Raw genomic sequence first — 20581 nt, 5'->3', positions numbered from 1 at the left:
GTTGATTGCTCCAGACGGCGCTAATGTACGCCTAAAAATGAGGCGAGACAAGAGGGATTTTTTTATTTACTTTTAGTAACTTACAACTGTCGTGATTCGGCGACAGTATAATTGCAGACGGTAATAAATCACATTTGAGCGACGCGATTGACGACCTGAAAAACGAGGATAAAAACCATAACATAATCAAGGTTATTGGCGAGTGACAGGCAATAAAAAAGGCCTTGCGGCCTTTTTTAAATGTAGAGTGAGGTTTCACCCATTGGACGGGTTTTAAAGCGGCGATGGATCCAGAGATACTGTTCGGGCGCGCGCATGATCTCTTTCTCGATAATCTTGTTCATATAGGCAGCAGCCTGATTTTCATCCGCCGGGTAGCCTTGCATCTCTGGTGAGATATACAGACGGTAGCCGCAATTACCGGCTTTTCTGACCATCGTTACGGTGAGCATCGCGGAACCTGACAGGCGCGACAACACATAGGTACCATTAGTGGTCGCTACGTTTTTAACGGCGAAGAACGGCGCGAAAGAACTGCCTTTCGGGCCGTAATCCTGGTCGGGGGCAAACCAGACGGCTTCCCCTTTTTTCAGGGCACCGACGATACCGCGCAGATTGTTTCTGCCGATCATCGCTTTATTCGAACGCATCCGTCCACGGGTCTGTACCCATTCCATCAGCGGATTGTTGTGGGGACGATAGGTTGCCATCATCGGCTGGCAAAGCCCCATTACCCGGCCACCCAGTTCCAGTGACATAAAGTGAACGCCAACGACCATCACGCCGCGGTTTTGCGCCTGCGCGCGCTGTAGGTTTTCCAGTCCCTCAACATCAAACCATTTACGCACGCGACGGTCAGGCCAGAACCAGGCCATACCGGTTTCCAGCAGCGCCATCCCGAGAGAACGGAAATTCTCTTCAATCATCTTTTCTCTCTGTTCCTGAGAATAAGACGGGAAGCAGAGCTCAAGATTTTTACGGGCAATTGACTCGCGACGTTTCAGTAAGGGGCGCGCCAGTGTGCCCGTCCGGGTGCCGAGAAAGCACAGAACAGGGTAGGGCAGTTGCACCAATAACCAAAGCACACCGAGGCCAAACCAGGTGAGCCAGTAACGCGGATGCAGAAACGCGCGGGAAAATTTGCATGTTGGGAACATAAACACCTTCTATAGATACCCATTTTTGTATCGCAGAAGATGAATTCTCCAACGCGGTACACTCAATGTCTTAGGCCATCATGTACGACAATGGTTCCTGCTAAGAGTGTAAAACTGCGTCAGGATAAAACCACGAGGGGCATGAATGCTGGACGTATAATGTACCATCAGGGGATTAATGTCAGCCACAAATAATTAATCAAGAAGCGTAAATATTTGCATGGCGTATAAAGGATAATGGCGTGTTTTTTAATTATTTGTTTTTAATAAGGTTAGAAAAGCGCAATGCGGAATATTCGTATAATTAGACTTGTTATAAAAAAGTTGTGAAATTTGCTGGTGGTGGCGCTTTAGTTTATGATGAAAAGTATAAGGAGAGTAAGGATTTAGGTTTGGAGTTCACGCAAAAAGGAGGTACAGCGATGATCTTTTTTTTAGCCTTTCTGCTCGCGAGTATGCTGGGGGTCAGCGGGTATATCGCGCAGGTTTTAGGTTGGATATCAGCCATTAGCGCGCTTCTTGGCATGGTCGTTCTGGCAGTGCTGATATACTACACCACGATGTGGTTGACTGCGGGTGATGAAATGGTCACAGGATTGTTTCTTTTTCTTTCACCTGCCTGCGGCCTGATCATTCGTTTTATGGTGGGTTACGGTAAGCGTTAATTTGCACGGCAATAAATCATTATTATTGATGATTGCCATTTTTATATTGGGTTGTCGCGTCCTGTGGGAAAGTGCCAGCCAACTGGCACTTCCGTTGTCAGCCCCCCCGAAACGACCCGGTTAATCCTCTGTTCTTCCGTTCGCGCCTTACTCGGCGACTGACCACTCCTGTGGATAGCGTGCGGGAACGAAACGCACTGTGAGCGCCATCAGTCCGGCGATACAGAGGGCATGGAACGTCCAGTCAAGCCAGTAATTGCCGCTCAGACTGCGCAAGAGACCAGAGAGCCAGGGAGAGAGGCCAGCAATAATAAAACCAATCCCCTGCATGAAAGCGACTAATTTACCGGAGATTACCGGATGTCGGGCATGGTCGAGCGCCAGCACCAGACATAAAGGAAACGCGCCGCCCAGGCCGATACCGCACACCACCGCCCAGAGAATCGGCAATTGCGCAGGCCAGAGGATAAAACCACAAAAGCCGAGCATCTGTAGTGCCAGCGTGAAAAGCAGCAATTTACGGCGATCCTGATGATGCGCGAGCATAGGCAATATGAGCGCTCCCGCCGTTTGACCGACGGTCATCAGCGCCAGCAGCGTGCCGCTGAACTGCGCACTTTTGCCCAGTTGAATATAGTACGGCGGCAGCCAGGCAATCAGACTGCCGTAACCGCCATTGATCACGCCAAAATAAAGCCCCAGCGTCCAGGCACGCGGGTTGAGGACGACGCGCACGGCGGCACCTTTCGGGTGAGTGATCGGCATCTCTGCGGAGCGGCGTTGTGCTAGCCAGCCAACCAGAGCAATCAGCGCGGGCAAGGCCCACCATGCCAGCGAGCGATGCCAGAGTTCGCTGTGTTGCGCGATCCACGGCGTCAGCGCCGCCCCGAGTCCCCCGCCCCCCATCAATGCGGCCGACCAGAGTCCCATCACCTGCGGCATGCGGCGATGAAAAAGACGCTTAATCACCGTGGGCATCACCACCTGAATGATCCCGATACCAATGCCGCCCAGCAGAGCGCTGCTGAGCAGCACAACGCTGTGCGGCGCCAGTTCACGAAGCAACGCGCCGGTCATCACCATCAACAAACTCAAGGCGACACTGATATGCTCGCTGATATGGCGATTGATCCACCCGCCTGCCAGCGCCAACGCGCCCATGGCGATCATCGGTAGCGCCGTGAGCAGCGACGCCACGGCAAAGCTCATGCCGCTGGCGGCGCGCAGCTGTGGCAGAAGCGGGCCGACAGAAGTCAGCAGCGGACGCATGTTCAGGCCTATCAGCACCAGAACCAGCAGCATCAGGCCAACGCGGGGAGTTTTGTTCATGACTGTTTTTCAGCCCAGCGTTGATACACCGCCAGACCGTTAGGCTGCGGAAGATGATGAACGGGCAGGGTTTGCTGCTCGAGAGGCTGCTGTAGTTGCTGATAAATGGCAGCCGTAGAAAGACGGAACGTTTCGCCGTCGCCATTGCTGTTGGCGAACCAGACCTCTTTCACCCCGGTGAGATACATCGCGCTAAGGCACATTGGGCACGGTTGTCCGCTGGCGTAAACCACGCATTCGCGGAGCGCTGCACTGCCTGAATGGGCAGCAATCGCCCGAATGGCATTGAGTTCCGCATGTCCGGTGGGATCATCATCCAGGTGCAGCGTATTGACGGCTTCGGCGATCGCGACGCCGTTGCGGACAATGACCGCGCCAAACGGGCGTCCACCCTGTTCAACGTTACGGGCCGCCAGGGCCAACGCCTGTTGCAGATAGTTATCATGTGCAGACATGCTTTACTCCTGTGAGCAAATAAAAGAAGAACGATACGCCTGCGCGTACCGTTCTGATGGATTAAAAAGGCTTCGTTGGCAAGTACTTACCATCCAGAGTAATCACGGCGCGCTCGCCACCTTCTGGATCCGCCACTTTTTTTACATCCAGCCTGAAATTTATGGCGCTGATAATGCCGTCGCCAAATTTTTCGTGGACCAGCGCTTTTAGCGTGGTGCCGTAAACCTGCAACATCTCATAGAAGCGGTACATCGTCGGGTCTGTCGGTACGCGATCGTCAATACTGCCGCGCAGGGGAATGGTCTGTAACAACAGGACTGCATCGCTGTCGAGGGCCAGCTTCTCGCCGATGAGGCGCGCAGCATCGGCCGGGAGGGCATGTTGACCGAGCAGCGCGGCGGTGACAAAGGCTTCGGATAAGCCGGTACCGTCCGCAAGCTGGGCAAATGTGAGATCCTTTTTGGCTTTGCTCAGCAGGATCTGGTCAGCCAGGACCAGGCGAATATCACGGTTAATTTGCGACTGAATCATGATGAATCCTCATTGATACGTTAAAAAATAGCTCAGGCTGCGGATGGCTGGCGGTAAGGCATCGCGCAGGTGTCTGGGTTTTTCGCCAAAGAGACGAACTGTCTGCTGGCACCGTCGTAAGCGGCAATCTCTGCACTTTCGATGTCGTATACCCAGCCGTGTAGCGCGATGCGCCCCTCTTCGAGCGCGAGGCGCACGGAGGGATGGGTCTGGATGTTGGCGAGTTGCGCGATGACGTTTTCACGCACCATTGAGGCCGTTTTCTCAGCCAAAGAGGTGTGCATTCGTGACTCGTTAACGACGCGAGCGGAGTCCGCATAACGCAACCAGTGGTTGACGGCAGGCATATGATCCAGGCAGTGACAGCCGGCAATGGCGGTCATCGCACCGCAGTCTGAGTGTCCGCAGATCACAATGTCGCTGACGCGAAGCGCAGAGACGGCGTATTCCACCGAGGCGGTTACCCCGCCGGGCTCCGGCCCGTATGACGGCACAATATTTCCGGCGTTGCGGATCACGAACAGATCGCCAGGCTCGCGCTGCGTGACCAGTTCGGGAACCAGGCGGCTGTCCGAACAGGAGATGAATAACGCCCGGGGGTTTTGCTGGGTGGCAAGGCGTCTGAACAATTCCGCGCGTTCAGGAAAGACCTTGCGCTGAAACTTCAGGAAGCCATCAATAATCTCTTTCACGAATAATCCTCTGTCTCGCTATGCGATGGACACAGGCTACGCACTTCATATCATAAGATAAAAGACTCATTTATAATTGAGGTTATTGGAAAATCTTATGGGTAAAGGCGATGCTGGATCGACACACTCACTATTTTCTTGCCGTCGCGGAACATCACGGATTCACTCGCGCAGCGGCGGCGCTGCACGTTTCGCAACCGGCGCTTTCACAGCAAATCCGGCAACTGGAGGAGGCGCTGGGCGTTCAGTTGTTCGATCGTAGCGGGCGTTTGACCCGGTTGACCGATGCGGGAGAGGTTTATCTGTGCTATGCGCGTAGCGCGCTACAGGCGCTGGAAGAGGGCAAACGTGCCATTCATGATGTGGAGGATCTGAGCCGGGGGACCCTGCGCGTCGCGGTGACGCCTACCTTTACCGCCTGGTTTATCGGCCCGTTACTGGCCAAATTCTATACCCGCTATCCTAATGTGACTTTACAGTTGCAGGAGCTCTCGCAGGACAACATCGAAGAGAGGCTGGTCAACGATAAACTGGATGTTGGCATTGCTTTTGATGAGATTCACTCTGCGGATATCGATGCACAGCCGTTGCTGACTGAAAACCTGGCCCTGGTTGTGGCGAATCATCATCCGCTGGCGGCACAGGCGTTGGTGGATTTAAGCGTGCTCAATAATGAAAAGTTGATTTTATTGAGCGCGGAGTTTGCTACCCGGGAACAGATTGATCGTTACTGTCGTCAGGCTGGACTGCAACCGCAGATCCACATGGAGGTTAATTCCATCAGCGCGGTGCTGGAACTGGTGCGGCGCACGGGATTATCCACGCTATTGCCTGCGCCTATCGCGTTGCAAAGCAACGATCTGCGGGCCATTTCACTGACGCCACAACTGCTCGAACGCACGGCCGTATTATTGCAGCGCAAAGGCGCCTGGCGAACCGCCGCCGCCAGGGCGTTTGTCGCGATGGCGCAAGAAGGCGTTAAGACTGTGAAAACGACACGCTAAGCGGCGTTTCGGCGAGGTAAGCCGCGGAGCAGATTGTGATTGCATAAGGAAAGTAGTTTGGGTATTTTTATGCAGTAAATGTGCATAAAAATAAAAGGAGAAGGGAATGTTCAGTCAGTGGATAAAAGCAGGATGTTTGATGATGGCGTTGACCGGGGCCGCTTTTGCAGCACAAGAAACCTACGTGGTCGGCGCGGGTGGCACCTATCGCCCATTTGAATTTGAAAACAGCCAGAAACAACTGGAAGGCTTTGATATCGATATTATTAAAGCCATTGCTAAAGCAGAAAATTTTGATGTCAAACTGGTCAACACGCCGTGGGAAGGTATCTTTGCGACGCTGGGTTCCGGGGATCGCGACATCATTATCTCGGGGATCACCATCACGGATAAACGTAAGCAGATGGTGGATTTTTCTCTTCCTTATTTCCCGGCGGAGCAGTCCATTGTCGTTCCGGCTGATTCAAAAGTGAGTTCTCTGGACTCGCTGAAAACGGAAAAGGTTGGCGTCGTTAACTCCAGTACCGGCGACATTGTGGTTTCTGGCGTTCTCGGGAAAAACAGCACCGCAATTAAGCGTTTCGACAACACGCCGTTAATGCTGCAGGAATTATTTGAAGATGGCGTCAGCGCGGCGGTTGGCGATGTTGGCGTGGTGAAATACTACATCAAGCAGCATCCGGAAAAACAGTTCAAGCTTGTGCCGGATGCCAAGTTTGAGCGCCAGTATTTTGGTATTGCGGTCGCCAAAGGGAATACCGAATTACAGCAAAAGATTAACGCGGGATTGAAGAAAATCATCGCTGACGGTACCTACGATAAAATTTATAAAACCTGGTTTGACAGTGAAGTCCCGACGCTTCCGTCAGAGTAATTTGCATTATTAATTTATTTTTTAGGCTGACACGCGGTCTGTGTCAGCTTTTTTGCAGGGGAAAACCATGACGGGATTTCGTTGGGAAATCATCCAGGAGTATGCGCCATTATTTATGGAAGGCGCGTGGATGACCATAAAATGCACCATCATCTGTGTCTGTCTTGGCACACTCTGGGGGCTGACGCTGGGGCTGGGCCGCATGGCGAAAGCCGAGCACGGTTTCTGGAAATACGCACTCCGCTATTTTGTTCAATATCCCGTTCGTTTCTACGTCAGCGCCTTTCGCGGAACGCCACTGTTTGTTCAGATCATGGTCGTCCATTTTGCGCTGGTACCGCTGTTCATCAATCCCCGTGACGGAATTCTGGTCACCAGCGGGCTGATGAGCGCCGATTTTGCCCGCGAATTGCGCTCGGGCTACGGGGCTTTCTTATCCTGTATTGTGGCGATCACGCTGAATGCCGGGGCTTATGTTTCTGAGATCTTCCGCGCGGGGATCCAGTCGATTGACCCTGGTCAGATGGAGGCCTCGCGAGCGCTGGGGATGCCGTGGTGGAAAACCATGCGCAAAGTCATTCTGCCTCAGGCTTTTCGCCGTATTCTTCCACCGTTGGGCAATAACGCCATTGCGATTGTCAAAGATTCCTCACTCGCCTCGGCGATCGGTCTTGCCGATTTGGCCTACGCGGCGCGTACGGTTTCAGGCGCTTACGCCACCTACTGGGAACCCTACCTGACCATTTCACTGGTGTACTGGGTACTCACCTTCCTGCTGGCGCAGCTGGTTAACCGTCTGGAAAAAAGGTTTGGTAAAAGTGATCCACATTAAAAATTTACATAAACATTTTGGTGACAACCACGTTCTGCGCGGGATTGACTGTGATATCAAACCGCAGGAAGTGGTGTGTATCATTGGCCCGTCAGGGTCCGGGAAAAGCACCTTTTTACGCTGTATGAATGCGCTTGAGACAGTCACCGAAGGCGAAGTGATGGTGAATGGTTTTGCCGTTCACGATCGCAAAACCGATCTCAATAAAATGCGCGAAAGCGTGGGGATGGTGTTCCAGCGTTTTAATCTGTTTCCGCACATGACGGTGCTGGACAACCTGATGATGGCACCGCAAATGTTGTTGGGGCTCTCGCGTCGCGATGCGACCAGCCGGGCAGAAATGTTGCTGGAAAAGGTCGGATTAAGCGATAAACGCGACGCCTGGCCTTCACGCCTGTCGGGCGGTCAACAGCAACGTGTGGCGATTGCCCGCGCGCTGGCAATGAACCCCTCGATCATGTTGTTCGATGAGCCAACCTCGGCGCTGGATCCAGAGTTAGTGGGGGATGTGCTGGAGGTTATGAAGAATCTGGCCAATGAAGGCATGACCATGGCGATTGTCACCCACGAAATGGGGTTCGCCCGTGAAGTGGCTGATCGGGTCATCTTCATCGATCACGGTATTATCCAGGAAGAGGGATCGCCTGACGTGCTTTTTACGTCGCCAGTGAATCCGCGAACGGCTGAGTTTTTAAGTAAGGTTCTTTAATATTAGAGGCCAGATCGGTATTTCCCGATCTGGCCAATTACGTCAAAATCCGATCTGCTCTTTTATCGTTTTGCAACTGCCGTTTGTTTTTACTGGCGCGATGCCCGCATCACGCGATTGCACGGAGGCATACATCTGGCTAGCGCTAATAATCTGATGATTACCTGCTTTCAATACAAAACGGAATTGATCGTTTGTACTCTTACTCAATTTAAACCAACCGGCCATCATTATCGCCTTTTTGAAAAGAGAGGAATTACCGGACCGTATTGAGCATCGTTTAGTGATAATTTATCAGGCACTATTCGAAGGGAACTGTAAAGTCTCAAACTAGTCGCGATGCAGAAGGAGAGAAATGAAACAGATCAATGTGCGTCTCGCAAAGCTCAGAAGTCGGTTTCCGCCGCCGGTCATTTTGTTAATCTTTGTGGTCGGGGATTGTTTGACCGCAAATCCGCGTTTTACCTTTGGCCTGGTCACCCAGGTGCTGAGTCTGGCGATTGCTGCAGTCAGTCTCGGCGTCATTCTGACGACCGCGTGGCACATGCATGTGAGTCGCACTACCCTCAATCCACTACAGGCGGATAAAACAACGACGCTGGTTACGCACGGATGTTATGCCTGGAGTCGAAATCCTATTTATCTTGGACTGACCGGTGTGCAATTTGCCGTTGCGCTCTGGATGGGCAGTCTGCCTGGCATGATTGCCGTGCCGCTCTTTATGCTGGTGGTGGCCCGGTTGCATATCGATTTTGAAGAGTTCGAGTTACATAAGCGCTTTGGTGCACAGTGGGAGCACTACACTAAACAGGTTCGCCGCTGGCTATAAAGGCAGGATGTCGACTATCCGCAAACCGCGTCAACAAATGCGATGGCATCAGCGACAGCATGGCGCGCCTGCCACGCAAGGTATCCGGGGCTGTCTGCGTCACAAAAGCCGTGCTGTGCATCGTACATATGACATTGCACCAGGGGCAATGTTTCCAGCTTCTGTTGTAGCGCCGTAGGGTCGAATGACGGCTCATGGCGAGCCATGATCATCAGCGCAGGGCAGTGCGGTAACTCATCGCTGTACTGGCGAATGCGAGAGCCATAATGACAAATAACCCCGTCACACAAGCCGCTTCCTGCGACCCGCCATGCGAGCGTTGCCCCGGTGCTGTAGCCGATGACAATCAATTTGCGATGTTGCGCACGCAGTGTGGTAAGCAACGTTAAGATGGGTTGTGGATCAAAACCAACGTGGTTTGAAAAATAGCGATACGCCTCGTCCTGCTGAGCATAGCTGTACGGCGCGTCATGCTGAAAAAGTGCGGGAACGTAGACGTCGAAACCACGCGCCCGCCACATTTCCCTGGTGCGATGTATATGCGCATTGATGCCGTAGATTTCATGCAGGATCACGACGGCATCTGACCGTTGGGTTGGCATCGGCGGTTTAGTCGTCTGCTTTGTGTGCCCAGGCAGGCATGGATGTCAGGTAACGGATTGCGCGCTTACGTGACTCCTCAGGGCCCACTTTTTGCCAGGAATCCAGAAATCCTGCCAGACCGGAAACGGCGTCATCCCAGGGCTTCAGATTGCCTTCGGCATCGCTGCAATAGGCACAGTATTTATCGCTCGCCCCTTTGGCATCGGGTGCGGAAAGTGGCATTCCGCAGGCATGGCAAAACTGTTCTTGCTGTGACATTTCACGCTCCTTGTATCCTGTGGTTGATGAATGAATATACGGTTATTTTTCGAGAAGAATCCGATGCCAGATCAAATAACCCTGATAGTAGTGTCACAAATATTGATTTGATTTATGTATTGAGAGGCCAGGGGTCTGTTAGTCTTGCTGGCCTATCGGTAACTCAAGGGATTGTTGTGCTGGAAATCTTTTCTTAACCCACTGAAAAATATCTTCAAATATTTTTCGCATAGCAAAATTCATGGTTCGTCCAGGACGAATCCGTTTTTGTATGGGTTAAAAAAGGGTCAACATGCACGTCACATGGACTGTCAGTCCCGTGGGATATCAGCGCATTGCGAAGCGCTGTCCTGCCTGCAATATCAAACGCGATTTCATCCCTTCCGGGGCTTTCAGAATGAATTCGCAAAAGAAGCTGCTTGATGTCTGGAGCATCTATAAGTGCCTTCATTGCGATTATACCTGGAATATCAATCTGTTCTCTCGACTCCCTGTCAGCCGTATTGACCGCGATCTTTTTGCGCGGATCGTTGGCAATGACGCAAGCGCGATCCTGCTTTTCGCTCACGATCGCCAGGTTTTGAAGCGAAATAATGCTGAGCTTTCCGGTAGCCCGGAGTTTGCTGTTCGCGAACAGTGGCGGATGACGCTTGCCCGGCATCAACAGGTGAAGGTCACTATCCGCTTAACGACCGCCTTTCAGGTCAGTCTGTTGTCGGTGATGAAAAAGCAGTTACGACTCAGTACGGGGAGGTCGCGCGACGGATTGCAGAAGGGAAGATTCGCGGCATTACGCTGCGTGAGCTAAAAAATCGCAAAATTCATGAGACGACTCATGAGTTTTGGATGAGTCCCGACGCGTTCTACGCAACCCGAAAAATATACATCGGAGTGAAACGCTAAACCAGACGACGCCCGCCAGTATAGCGGGCGTCACCGTCCAACGCGTCAATCCTGCGAGGGATATCGCGTTTCCGTGATGAGGTCTTTTTATTTTACGGACAATTTCTCCTGAAATATCAATCTTCAAGTGAGATAAATTCTTCGCAAAAAGGCGTATAGGGACGCAGATTCGCGTAATTCCGCGAGAAGCGAAGCCTGCGGTCAATATTTTTGACCAGCCTGTTTGTGGAATCTTCATTCAGGAGTTTACACACGTGCCGTGTATCCAGACGTAATATTTTGCACGCCTCCAGCGTTGGACAGAAATTCATGGAATGGAACGTGATCTGTTTTTCACTTCTCGCCACCACAGGCATTTCATCAACTGTGGTGTGAAATCGACTTACCAGCAAGCGATGGGCCGCTTCTAACAGATTGCTGTGTTCAGCACGCAGTATCGCGCTATTCTCACAGAACCAGGCCGTTCGACGCGCAATGGAATCGGCATTCAGCGCCCTAAGATCGTCATCGGTCGCCGAACGTAGTCTATTGATTTCATTTCGAACATCCGCGCGATAAAGAGTTGCGCATTCTCGCTGAAGAATACCTTTATGTACGGTAATATCCATTCCTGCTTTATCAAACGCTTCGGTACAGAGGAATAAAATCCGCCGCCGCCCCTGGGCCAGCGCATCCTGAATAGAGTATCCAAAGGCTATCTCTTTGATACCTGACCACGCAATGGCGAAGGCACACATCGGACAGGGTTCACTGGTTGAGAGAAGAAGACAACCGGATAAATCTTTGCCGATCTTTTTCCCGGCGAGTTTAATGGCATTAATTTCCGCGTGCGATGTCGGGTCTGATTCTGTTTCCTCACCATCATGCGCAGAGGCAATGATTTCCCCATCCTTGATGATGACTGCGCCAAAACCTTTATTTCCTTCACGCAGACTTTCTTCCGCTTCACGAATGGCGTGGCGCATATAGGATTCAAGTTGAATAATATCATCCATAAGTTATTTATTCCGTGGCGTATTTTTATGAATTATTACACCGCCGTTATTCCGCTGGCAAGGAACAATAACAGAATTTACTGCCACACAAAAAAGCGTTATTTACGTAAGGTTTGGTGACTCATTATTTATTTGAAAAGAGATTTCTGCATAAACGCGCCGATCCCCTGTGCGATGCCGCCGAATAAAAACATCAGTATTCCCGGAACGACTGACGCCGTGCCAAACGGCTGCGCGTTTTTTCGCAACCGTCTTTTTTTGCATAACACAATTAATGCGTTCTTATTACAAAAATAGTTTCTATTCGCATCTTATCTATTCTTGCGGTCGCTGTAATTCCATACTTTTTATCTGGTTATCTGTGAATGCTTTCACAACATCCATTCAGTCATAAGCCTAGCCTCATAAGTAGCTATTTGTACTCAGTTTGCCTTACGTAAACTTATTATTAAGGAATGGCATATGTCGCAACGAGACTACCTTGATGAACTGATTCCTGGCTTCACGCCCTTGTTGGCTATCAAAGAAGCTTCCCGCTGTTTGCTGTGTCACGACGCACCGTGCAGCCGATCCTGTCCGGCGGAAACAGACCCGGGGAAATTTATCCGCTCTGTTTATTTCCGTAACTTTAAGGGCGCGGCCGAAACCATTAGAGAAAATAACGCGCTTGGCGCCGTCTGCGCCCGGGTATGTCCCACGGAAAAACTCTGCCAGCACGGCTGTTCCCGTTCCGGAATTGATAAACCTATCGATATTGCCCGTTTGCAACGGTTTGTCACCGACTTTGAACGACAAACGCAGATGCAGATTTATCAGCCAGGTCGTAAAGATAAGGGCAACGTCGCCATCGTGGGGGCGGGCCCTGCCGGCTTGCAGGCCAGTGTCACGTTGTGCAATCTGGGCTATGACGTCACTGTGTTCGAAAAAACGGCCCAACCCGGCGGTTGGTTGCGCCACGGCATTCCTGAATTCCGTCTGCCGCAATCGGTGCTGGACGCTGAAATTGCGCGTATTACGGAAATGGGGGTGACAATCCGCTGTGGCTGCGAGATTGGCAACACTGTCACGCTGGAGGCGCTCAAAGCTGAATATCGCGCTGTCCTGCTGACGGTCGGCCTGTCAAAAGGCATGTCGCTGCCGTTGTTTAATGACGCGGGGACGGCAGAAATCGCCGTCGACTTTTTAAAACGCGCGCGTGGCAAGGCGGGTGGCATATCCGTGCCGCAAAGCGCGCTGGTGATTGGCGGCGGCGATGTCGCCATGGACGTGGCCAGTACGCTCAAAATTCTCGGCTGTGAATCGGTTACCTGCGTGGCGCGTGAAGAGCTTGCGGAGTTCCCGGCCAGTGAAAAAGAGTTCACCACCACCCAGGCGCTGGGCGTCTCTATCATTGATGGCTTTACGCCAACGGCAGTTGACGGAAATAAGGTCACCTTCAGGCACGTGCGCCTGCCTGGCGAGCTATCTCTGACCGCAGAAAAAATTATCCTCGCCGTCGGTCAGCATGCCGGGCTGGAAGCCTTCTCCGGCATTCGGGTACAACGCAATACCGTCGACACTCAACATTACCAGACTGCAGTTCCGGGACTGTTCGCCGCTGGCGATATCGTCCAGGGAGATAAAACCGTGGTGTATGCCGTTAAAACCGGGAAAGAAGCCGCTCAAGCCATTCATCACTATTTAGAGGAGGCATCATCATGCTAACCAAAGATCTCTCTATTACCTTCTGCGGCGTGAAGTTTCCCAATCCGTTCTGCCTCTCTTCTTCCCCGGTCGGCAATTGCTATGAGATGTGCGCTAAAGCCTACGATAGCGGCTGGGGCGGCATCGTTTTTAAAACCATCGGTTTCTTTATCGCCAACGAAGTTTCTCCCCGCTTCGACCATCTGATTAAAGAAGACACCGGGTTTATCGGCTTTAAAAACATGGAGCAGATTGCTGAGCACCCGCTGGCAGAAAATCTTGCGGCGATTCGTCGGCTCAAACAAGATTACCCGGATAAGGTGCTGATCGCCTCGATCATGGGGGAAAATGAGCAGCAGTGGCAGGATCTGGCGCGTCTGGTCGAAGAGGCTGGCGCGGATATGATTGAATGCAACTTCTCCTGTCCGCAGATGACCTCTCACGCCATGGGGAGCGATGTGGGGCAAAGTCCTGAACTGGTGGAGAAATATTGCCAGGCGGTGAAACGCGGATCTTCTCTGCCGATGCTCGCTAAAATGACGCCCAATATCGGCGATATGTGCGAGGTTGCGCTGGCGGCGAAACGCGGTGGCGCCGATGGTATTGCCGCCATCAACACCGTCAAGTCAATTACCAATATTGACCTCAAGCGTAAATTGGGTCTGCCAGTCGTCAACGGCAAATCCAGTATTTCGGGCTATTCAGGTAAAGCGGTGAAACCGATTGCCCTGCGCTTCATTCAGCAGCTACGCACCCATCCTGAGCTGAAAGATTTTCCGATTAGCGGTATCGGTGGAATTGAAACCTGGGAAGATGCTGCCGAGTTCTTGCTGCTGGGCGCCGCAACACTTCAGGTGACAACCGGCATCATGCAGTACGGTTATCGCATTGTTGAAGATATGATCAGCGGCTTGTCGCACTATCTTAACGATCAGGGTTTCGACTCGCTGGATGAGATGGTGGGGCTGGCAAATGCCAATATCGTTCCGGCAGAAGATCTCGACCGCAGTTATATCGTTTACCCGCATATTAATCAGGAAAAATGCGTCGGCTGCGGTCGTTGCTACATTTCTTGCTTCGACGGTGGTCATCAGGCGATGGAGTGGAACGAACAGACGCGGACCCCGCACTGCAATACCGAAAAATGCGTCGGCTGCCTGCTGTGCGGCCATGTTTGCCCGGTCGCGTGTATCAGCCTCGGAGAGGTAGTATTCAAACCCGGCGAAAAAGCGCATTCGGTCACCCTTTAACGCCCGGACGTTTTCCGGCTCGCCACGGTGGGCCGGATGGTGTCCCCTGCAGGAATCGAACCTGCAACTAGCCCTTAGGAGGGGCTCGTTATATCCATTTAACTAAGGGGACTTTGAACTAACTGATTTTTAAGTGTTCTTCTTGTGTTGAATGTTATCCTATCAGTCCGCACCCCATCAAGCATTTCATTCCTTTTATTTCGTAACCTTTCTCATGTTTCCGCTTATGAAATCACTTCGTTCACTTGCCATTGCGTACAGATTGAGTACAGAATGCTGAAGTTCAGTGTGTACAGGATACTAAGCCGTGGCCCTCAGTGATACCAAACTTCGCAGCATAAATGCCAAGCCTTACAATGGCGCACCCGAAGTCACAGATGGTGACGGTCTGAGTGTGCGTATCACCCCAACCGGAACGATTACGTTTCAGTATCGTTACCGATGGAACGGTAAGCCTGTTCGCCTTTCTGTTGGCCGATATCCTGCTATGTCTCTCAAAGAGGCTCGCGTGATAGTCGGTGAGATGCGCGAATTGTACATCAAGGGACTGAACCCTAAAAATTATTTTGCCAAAGAAGATGGCGAGCTAACGTTGAAGGAGTGTCTGGATCAGTGGTGGACCAAATACGTTGAGACACTCAAGCCCAACACTCAGACGCTGTACAAGTCTGTTGTGTACAACACCATGTACACAGAATTCCCGGATGCGCCGGTAGTCAACATTCCCGTTTCATCCTGGGTCAGGTTCTTCGATAAGCAGGAAAAGAAGAACGGCAAGAAAGCCAGGGTATTACTTCTCCAGCTTCGATCCGTGATGAACTGGTGCATTAGTCGTCAGTTGATCCCGTCATGTGACGTATTGAAACTCAGCGTTAAAACCATTGGGAAAAAGCCCGATGTTGGTAGCCGGGTTCTTACATATACCGAGCTTGCAAAAGTCTGGCTGGCGCTGGAGAACAACAAGATTGTTTCCTCCAACAAAGTTCTGCACCAGTTACTGCTGCTATGGGGTGCCCGTTTGTCTGAATTGCGCCTATCAACTGTCAGCGAGTTTAATATGGATGATCTCATCTGGACCACACCAGGAGAGCATTCCAAGATGGGAAACGTTATCCGGCGACCTGTATTCGACCAGGTGAAACCATACGTGGAAAGGTTACTCAATTCCGGCAGGGATATTCTTTTCCCCGGTCAGGAACTGGACAAGGCGATAGATCGCTCGTCAGCCAATCTATACATGAAAAAATTAAGGGATAAAATTGATATTCCGGAGTGGCGAACACACGACTTCAGGCGCTCGCTGGTGACAAACTTATCGGGGGAAGGGGTGATGCCCCACGTCCTTGAAAAGATGTTGGGGCATGAGCTGGGGGGAGTGATGGCGGTTTATAACAAACATGACTGGCTGGTGGAGCAGAAAGATGCGTATGAACTGTATGCTGATAAGATATTCTGGCATGTCAAACAGCTCGGTTGACGCCACCCTCATCTATCCATTTCATTACAGCTTTTCTGCTGTATCGGGAAGGGTAGGTAAGTACCGGGTTAGGGAATCCATGTTCTTTTCGTAAACGCCAGATTGCTGTTTTTTTCTTTTTGAGCAGGTCAAACACTTCCTGCTCTTCCATAAAATCGGTAGTAGTCATAATTTACCTCTTCTATTAATTCATTCAGCAGGAATTAATTTTTGCCAGATGGCTGATACATATTTTGCCTGGTGACGGGCATCGGCCAGTGCGTTATGCATGTCACCATCGAATGGCATGTCTTGCTTGGGATCGAATCCTATCCCGCGACCGAGGGTTACGATTGTTCGTACGTCATGATCATTACAGAATTTCCACGGACAGATGTGGCCAGCGCGCTCATACGCACCTCGTAAAATGACGTTATCGAATGTTGCACCGTTTCCCCAGACCTTCATATATTTCGGGTTGTCGGCGTGCTGAAGAATAAAATGGTTCAATTCAGAAAGTGCATCGGCGATCGGCATTACATCATCAATGCAAATTGCCGCCCGCGCTTCTGCACTTTGTTTCATCCACCAAATAATAGTATCGCCATCAGGAACTGCGCCTGACTTCATTGCACTTTCGAGGCTGACAACTGCATAGAACTCAGGACCCAATTCACGAGATTGAGGATCAAAGAAAACAGCACCAATTGAAACGATCGGGGCATTTGGTTTATTACCCATTGTTTCGAGGTCGATCATTAAATTGTTCACGTTATAAAGTCTCCTGTTTTGGTACTGCTTTAATCATCGCCGCCCAGCACAACTCAGCCCGACGCGCTGCCTTTCTGCATCCGCTCAATGCTTTGTATTCAGCCCACTCTTTTTCATCGCTGAAATGTGGATCTGGCTCAGACTCGAAGCCGTTAATAGCCATGTCCTCTGTCGGAACGATCGGTACCATCACGTAACCATCCAGCACCTTCACCTCCCGCGCCTCCAGTTCTGCTATGCGCTTCTCTGCGGCTTCCAGTTTTCGCTTCATCTCTTCGTTTTCTTCAACCAGAGAGCAGGCCGCTTCATGGTCTACTGCTGCCGTATGCTCTGCGGCTTCCAGCTCATCCAGCAGCGCCAGCACGGTTTCTGGGTTGGCGACGGCTATAAACTTTGCGTTATTTTCTGTCTGAATCTGACCGCTCCAACCGGCGTTGTTTAACTTGCACAGTACAACAAGCGCTCTGCCGCCTTTTTGTAACTCAATTGGTGCCTGTACGTTTGAATTGGCACCTGATCGCGAAAATACCCACTTCCCGCCTGTTGCAGCTATCGCTGCTTTACGCAGCGCCTGTTTGTCGATGTTGCTCATTGGGCGGCCTCCTGTTTAGATTTCCGCAGCGCCTCTTTGTAACTAGCCTTTGCCGATTTTTTGGTGTCGCACCACTCGCCTTCAACATCACGGCGCGGATATCCATACGCCGCGTCATATGAGCAGCGGTACATCCGGCATTTACCATGTCGGTTATATTCGACTTCTGGAAGCCGGTAGCCCAACAACCATTCACTGAATGACAGGCAGCTATCTGCATCCAGGTAATCTTCGTATCGTGTCTTTTTCTTTGGCTCAGGCAGCGCAGCAATCGCCAACTCTTCGCCTTTATCTGTGACGTGATAGAGAACGCCACCGCCGACGAAATCAGGTGCCAGCCGAGAAGTGGCACAACCATCAGCAACAAGCGCTTGCCACTTCGAGTTATCAGTATGACCGTCGCCAGCGAGGAAATAATTGCGGTAAGGCGTCCTGTTACGCTCGTTGATACCCAGCGCGTGCTGCATGAGTTCGATACCTGTGCTCATTTCCCGGCCTCATGAATATTTGCTGTTAACTCAATCCATGCTGAAGATAATTTCTCTTTCGCACGATCCTCACTACCAACAGGACCATTCAGCGGGACCCGGTAATGGTTGTACGGGCAACGCAGTTCTCCGCGATAAAGTCCGTGATAATCCTTTTTAAGCCCCCATTCCGGCATCAGTCCGCACTCAGGGCAGCGCGGTAAATCGGACTGCTTCACGGCGACACTCCATCAGTAGTTGGTTGAATTGAATTAGCAGTGCGTTACCACACCCATAAGGGAGGTCGTTAACGCGGTAAGTAGGGACACCGTTACACATCCCTGATTTCACAACGCGACCAGTCGTATAAAGCTGGGATATTGCGCCTGCCACAGCGGGCGTCTTCTTGTTCAGCCCTCTGGCGATGTCACCGCTGGTGGTGTTTGGATGAGCCTGGATGTATTCAAAAACCGTCATCGTGCCGCCTCCCGCTTCGCCGTCTTATTGGCTCGAAGCATTTCTTTAGAGCGACCTGAGATCACAGTCTTCATCAGGAAGAAGCCGCGACGCTCTGCAATAACCCCCGGCGTACACATCAGAACCGTATCAACGACGCGAACATGACGACGAAACTCAAAAACGGTACTGGTGATGATGATGTTTGCCGCCGCGCCCTTATCCTGGTATTCGATATTCATGAAATCACCCTCGCTATCAGTCGTGCCGTGGCGATGAAGCAATAGAACCCTGCGGTTAAACCGATTCCAGAAAGAGAAGAAAAGAGCAGGGTCCACATCGCCAGTTCAGTAACTTTTTTCATGAAGCCACCTCATCAGCCTCGTGCCGAAATTCGCGAAGAATGGAGGTTATTTCAGCCTGCATTGCTGGTGGAATTTCAATGGTCAGCACTTCGCCGGAATCCTCAGCACATGAAGAAATAAGCTCCAGGAACTTCCTGGCTTTCCCGGCATTAAACTGAGGACTGGCTATGCTTTTAGTGATTTTTTTCTTACCTGCGGCTTCAGCTTTCTTCATCAGCCGTGAAGCTTCGCGATCGGCATACACGCCATGCTCGCGGGAGATACCGATTGCGATGGCATAATTCATCGAACCATCACGCACGAGCTTTTTGATATACGGGGTACATTCGTGAAGTTGAAGGTGTTGCAGGATATCGGACTCAGAACGTTTAACTTTTGCCGCTATTTCTGAAGGACTCCATCCCTGATTTTGAAGGCGATGGTATGCCGCACCACGCTCAAGGGGAGTAAGGGCAAGCCCTTGCGAGCTGGTTACCATGAAAGCGATTTTATCCGCTTCGCTCCCGATGAAGTCTTTACACTCCAGGCGCACAATGTCGTGCCCCATTTCGATGGCAGCCAGCGCACCATAATATCGGTGATGACCATCGATCACCTTTACACCGCGCTCGGTAACTTCTACGGCCAGAGGCGGGATATATTCACCGGCAATAAATGCATCGCGGAATTCTTCAATATGCGTCTGGTTGAGTTCACGAACGTTGTAGCCTTCCTCGGCGTATATTTTATCCAGAGGGACATTGTAGGTTTTGCGGGTTGTTAACCCGGCGTCTTTGTCATTGTAGAGTTGGCCTAAGCTTGGCATGGTTACTCCTTCAGGTGGTGGGAGAGTGCTTTGCTATGCGCCCGCAGGGCAGGCGCATAAAACAACACGACGGGATTAAACAGAGCCTTCGTAGATAGGGAGGTCATTACCGAGTTGGTTTTCCATATCGGTAACGATTTCCTGGAAAGCATGCTCAATAACTTTCTTCGGTTCGATCAGCTCATACCAGAGGATCAACTGACCATCACGCAGACGGTAGCGGATGCGCGCATCAACCTGATATGGGGAACCGTTATGGAATGGTGAAATTGCCAGGCTGATTTTTTCCGGCATTTTGGTATTACCGGAGCCGGATTTTTCATCGCTGAACTGGAACTGGCATGTACCATCCTGAAGGCGTTTAACCGATTTGAATTCAGATTTGCGGGTTTCCTGGAATGCGAGAACCATTTCCAGAAGTTCAGTACCCGCTGGCCCCTGGTATGAATCACTAACCGGCGCAATGTTCTGAATGTTATTTTCCAGAAACTCAGCGAAGTTGATCTGGTCCATCTTGGTGCCATCGTTGGCAGACCAGGCTTTCCAGTCGTCAGAGAACGGGCAGTCATAAACAGCTTTATGCGCAGCCCAGCTTGGGTTACCGGCGTTTTCATGAAAGTCCAGAACGGCGACAATTTTCGTTTTTGTTTTATCAGCGAAAACCACAGTCCGTTCATCACGGAATCGCTGGATATAGGCGATCAGCGAACCGGGAGAAATCAGGGTTGCGGCCTGGCGAATACGCGACGGGGCCAGTTGAAGGGATTCAAGAGATTTAACTTCAAAACCTTCTGGCACAACGACAGACGGGATATCCGTTTCGGTCTTCAGAGTTGCAGAGACCAGATCACGGATATCGAGCACGGTAGAGCCTTCAATTTGAGACATTGAATATTTCC

Annotated in this window: 27 protein-coding genes, 1 tRNA gene and 1 pseudogene; 10 read left to right on the top strand and 19 right to left on the bottom strand. The window is 51.3% G+C overall.

The window, feature by feature from the left end; translation table 11 throughout:
- Positions 1–236 precede the first annotated feature (236 nt).
- Complete coding sequence (gene lpxP, locus HVZ37_RS15560) at positions 237–1157, bottom strand: kdo(2)-lipid IV(A) palmitoleoyltransferase (protein WP_042999943.1); 921 nt, start codon at positions 1155–1157, stop codon at positions 237–239.
- A 422-nt stretch (positions 1158–1579) separates the two neighbouring features.
- Here lpxP and HVZ37_RS15555 point away from each other — a divergent pair, with 422 nt between their 5' ends.
- Positions 1580–1822 carry a DUF2545 family protein gene (locus HVZ37_RS15555; RefSeq protein ID WP_042999944.1) on the top strand — a complete coding sequence of 81 codons (243 nt, stop codon included), beginning with the start codon at positions 1580–1582 and terminating at the stop codon, positions 1820–1822.
- 147 nt (positions 1823–1969) lie between these two features.
- Here the strand turns inward: HVZ37_RS15555 and HVZ37_RS15550 are convergent, their stop codons facing one another.
- The 4 genes from HVZ37_RS15550 to HVZ37_RS15535 all read right to left on the bottom strand — a co-directional run bounded on the left by HVZ37_RS15550 (position 1970) and on the right by HVZ37_RS15535 (position 4830).
- On the bottom strand, positions 1970–3151 hold the full coding sequence (locus tag HVZ37_RS15550; protein WP_044267793.1) for a cyanate transporter: 1182 nt from the start codon (positions 3149–3151) through the stop codon (positions 1970–1972).
- Positions 3148–3606 carry a nucleoside deaminase gene (locus HVZ37_RS15545; protein WP_042999946.1) on the bottom strand — a complete coding sequence of 153 codons (459 nt, stop codon included), beginning with the start codon at positions 3604–3606 and terminating at the stop codon, positions 3148–3150. Before HVZ37_RS15545 ends, HVZ37_RS15550 begins: the two co-directional genes overlap by 4 nt.
- 61 nt (positions 3607–3667) lie before the next feature.
- Positions 3668–4138, bottom strand: coding sequence for a cyanase (cynS, locus tag HVZ37_RS15540; protein WP_044258425.1), 471 nt, complete (start codon positions 4136–4138; stop codon positions 3668–3670).
- A gap of 32 nt (positions 4139–4170) precedes the next feature.
- Positions 4171–4830: a carbonic anhydrase gene (locus tag HVZ37_RS15535; protein ID WP_042999948.1), complete on the bottom strand. Its 660-nt coding sequence runs from the start codon at positions 4828–4830 to the stop codon at positions 4171–4173.
- Positions 4831–4940: 110 nt separating this feature from the next.
- Here HVZ37_RS15535 and cynR point away from each other — a divergent pair, with 110 nt between their 5' ends.
- From cynR to HVZ37_RS15515, 4 genes are all read left to right on the top strand, one after another.
- Positions 4941–5834 carry a transcriptional regulator CynR gene (gene cynR / locus HVZ37_RS15530; protein WP_181627702.1) on the top strand — a complete coding sequence of 298 codons (894 nt, stop codon included), beginning with the start codon at positions 4941–4943 and terminating at the stop codon, positions 5832–5834.
- A gap of 106 nt (positions 5835–5940) precedes the next feature.
- Complete coding sequence (locus HVZ37_RS15525) at positions 5941–6708, top strand: basic amino acid ABC transporter substrate-binding protein (protein ID WP_042317722.1); 768 nt, start codon at positions 5941–5943, stop codon at positions 6706–6708.
- 67 nt (positions 6709–6775) lie between these two features.
- Positions 6776–7540, top strand: a complete 765-nt coding sequence (locus HVZ37_RS15520) for an amino acid ABC transporter permease (protein ID WP_042999949.1) — start codon at positions 6776–6778, stop codon at positions 7538–7540.
- Positions 7527–8249: an amino acid ABC transporter ATP-binding protein gene (locus HVZ37_RS15515; RefSeq protein WP_044327364.1), complete on the top strand. Its 723-nt coding sequence runs from the start codon at positions 7527–7529 to the stop codon at positions 8247–8249. The genes HVZ37_RS15520 and HVZ37_RS15515 overlap by 14 nt, the downstream gene beginning before the upstream one ends.
- 42 nt (positions 8250–8291) lie before the next feature.
- Here HVZ37_RS15515 and HVZ37_RS15510 read toward each other — a convergent pair whose 3' ends face one another.
- Positions 8292–8477: a YegP family protein gene (locus HVZ37_RS15510; RefSeq protein ID WP_181628490.1), complete on the bottom strand. Its 186-nt coding sequence runs from the start codon at positions 8475–8477 to the stop codon at positions 8292–8294.
- Positions 8478–8604: 127 nt separating this feature from the next.
- On the opposite strand from HVZ37_RS15510, the gene HVZ37_RS15505 reads away from it, so the two are divergent.
- A complete protein-coding gene (locus HVZ37_RS15505; protein ID WP_230324125.1) occupies positions 8605–9078 on the top strand; it encodes an isoprenylcysteine carboxylmethyltransferase family protein in 474 nt (157 codons plus the stop codon).
- A gap of 14 nt (positions 9079–9092) precedes the next feature.
- Here the strand turns inward: HVZ37_RS15505 and HVZ37_RS15500 are convergent, their stop codons facing one another.
- Both HVZ37_RS15500 and HVZ37_RS15495 read right to left on the bottom strand, forming a co-directional pair.
- Positions 9093–9680 (bottom strand): dienelactone hydrolase family protein, encoded by a 588-nt coding sequence (locus HVZ37_RS15500; protein WP_181627701.1) that lies wholly within the window; start codon positions 9678–9680, stop codon positions 9093–9095.
- A 7-nt stretch (positions 9681–9687) separates the two neighbouring features.
- Positions 9688–9939, bottom strand: coding sequence for a zinc ribbon domain-containing protein (locus HVZ37_RS15495; RefSeq protein ID WP_042999953.1), 252 nt, complete (start codon positions 9937–9939; stop codon positions 9688–9690).
- Positions 9940–10231: 292 nt separating this feature from the next.
- On the opposite strand from HVZ37_RS15495, the pseudogene HVZ37_RS15490 reads away from it, so the two are divergent.
- A pseudogene (locus HVZ37_RS15490) lies at positions 10232–10842 on the top strand (DUF1062 domain-containing protein).
- 116 nt (positions 10843–10958) lie between these two features.
- Here HVZ37_RS15490 and HVZ37_RS15485 read toward each other — a convergent pair.
- Complete coding sequence (locus tag HVZ37_RS15485; RefSeq protein WP_044258443.1) at positions 10959–11837, bottom strand: nucleoside deaminase; 879 nt, start codon at positions 11835–11837, stop codon at positions 10959–10961.
- Positions 11838–12299: 462 nt separating this feature from the next.
- On the opposite strand from HVZ37_RS15485, the gene HVZ37_RS15480 reads away from it, so the two are divergent.
- Together HVZ37_RS15480 and preA are read left to right on the top strand one after the other, a co-directional pair.
- Entirely contained in the window at positions 12300–13541 is a 1242-nt protein-coding gene (locus tag HVZ37_RS15480; RefSeq protein ID WP_044258446.1) for an NAD(P)-dependent oxidoreductase, read from the top strand.
- The gene (gene preA / locus HVZ37_RS15475) at positions 13535–14770 is read left to right on the top strand and encodes an NAD-dependent dihydropyrimidine dehydrogenase subunit PreA (protein WP_042999957.1); all 1236 of its coding nucleotides are present in this window, start codon (positions 13535–13537) and stop codon (positions 14768–14770) included. Before HVZ37_RS15480 ends, preA begins: the two co-directional genes overlap by 7 nt.
- Before the next feature lie 37 nt (positions 14771–14807).
- Here preA and HVZ37_RS15470 read toward each other — a convergent pair.
- A tRNA-Arg gene (locus HVZ37_RS15470) sits at positions 14808–14882 on the bottom strand.
- Positions 14883–15077: 195 nt separating this feature from the next.
- On the opposite strand from HVZ37_RS15470, the gene HVZ37_RS15465 reads away from it, so the two are divergent.
- Positions 15078–16247: a site-specific integrase gene (locus tag HVZ37_RS15465; protein ID WP_181627700.1), complete on the top strand. Its 1170-nt coding sequence runs from the start codon at positions 15078–15080 to the stop codon at positions 16245–16247.
- Here the strand turns inward: HVZ37_RS15465 and HVZ37_RS15460 are convergent.
- From HVZ37_RS15460 to HVZ37_RS15420, 9 genes are all read right to left on the bottom strand, one after another.
- Positions 16231–16416 carry a hypothetical protein gene (locus HVZ37_RS15460; RefSeq protein ID WP_099531370.1) on the bottom strand — a complete coding sequence of 62 codons (186 nt, stop codon included), beginning with the start codon at positions 16414–16416 and terminating at the stop codon, positions 16231–16233. The genes HVZ37_RS15465 and HVZ37_RS15460 overlap by 17 nt on opposite strands.
- Positions 16417–16436: 20 nt before the next feature.
- Positions 16437–16997 carry a 3'-5' exonuclease gene (locus HVZ37_RS15455; RefSeq protein ID WP_181627699.1) on the bottom strand — a complete coding sequence of 187 codons (561 nt, stop codon included), beginning with the start codon at positions 16995–16997 and terminating at the stop codon, positions 16437–16439.
- A gap of 1 nt (position 16998) precedes the next feature.
- A complete protein-coding gene (locus tag HVZ37_RS15450; protein ID WP_181627698.1) occupies positions 16999–17589 on the bottom strand; it encodes an ead/Ea22-like family protein in 591 nt (196 codons plus the stop codon).
- Complete coding sequence (locus HVZ37_RS15445; RefSeq protein ID WP_181627697.1) at positions 17586–18077, bottom strand: hypothetical protein; 492 nt, start codon at positions 18075–18077, stop codon at positions 17586–17588. Before HVZ37_RS15445 ends, HVZ37_RS15450 begins: the two co-directional genes overlap by 4 nt.
- Positions 18074–18295, bottom strand: coding sequence for a hypothetical protein (locus HVZ37_RS15440; RefSeq protein WP_109740695.1), 222 nt, complete (start codon positions 18293–18295; stop codon positions 18074–18076). Before HVZ37_RS15440 ends, HVZ37_RS15445 begins: the two co-directional genes overlap by 4 nt.
- Positions 18296–18529: 234 nt before the next feature.
- Positions 18530–18754, bottom strand: a complete 225-nt coding sequence (locus HVZ37_RS15435) for a hypothetical protein (protein WP_125368520.1) — start codon at positions 18752–18754, stop codon at positions 18530–18532.
- Positions 18751–18876, bottom strand: a complete 126-nt coding sequence (locus HVZ37_RS15430) for a sodium:solute symporter (protein ID WP_181627696.1) — start codon at positions 18874–18876, stop codon at positions 18751–18753. The genes HVZ37_RS15435 and HVZ37_RS15430 overlap by 4 nt, the downstream gene beginning before the upstream one ends.
- Positions 18873–19682 carry a DNA-binding protein gene (locus HVZ37_RS15425; RefSeq protein WP_181627695.1) on the bottom strand — a complete coding sequence of 270 codons (810 nt, stop codon included), beginning with the start codon at positions 19680–19682 and terminating at the stop codon, positions 18873–18875. Before HVZ37_RS15425 ends, HVZ37_RS15430 begins: the two co-directional genes overlap by 4 nt.
- 75 nt (positions 19683–19757) lie before the next feature.
- Complete coding sequence (locus HVZ37_RS15420; RefSeq protein WP_181627694.1) at positions 19758–20570, bottom strand: DUF2303 family protein; 813 nt, start codon at positions 20568–20570, stop codon at positions 19758–19760.
- Positions 20571–20581: the final 11 nt, after the last annotated feature.

Source organism: Citrobacter sp. RHB35-C17 (genome assembly GCF_013816795.1).
In the GTDB taxonomy this organism is placed as follows: domain Bacteria; phylum Pseudomonadota; class Gammaproteobacteria; order Enterobacterales; family Enterobacteriaceae; genus Citrobacter_A; species Citrobacter_A amalonaticus.
The sequence above is the reverse complement of the archived record's forward strand: the minus strand, read 5'-3'. Positions and strand labels throughout refer to the sequence as shown.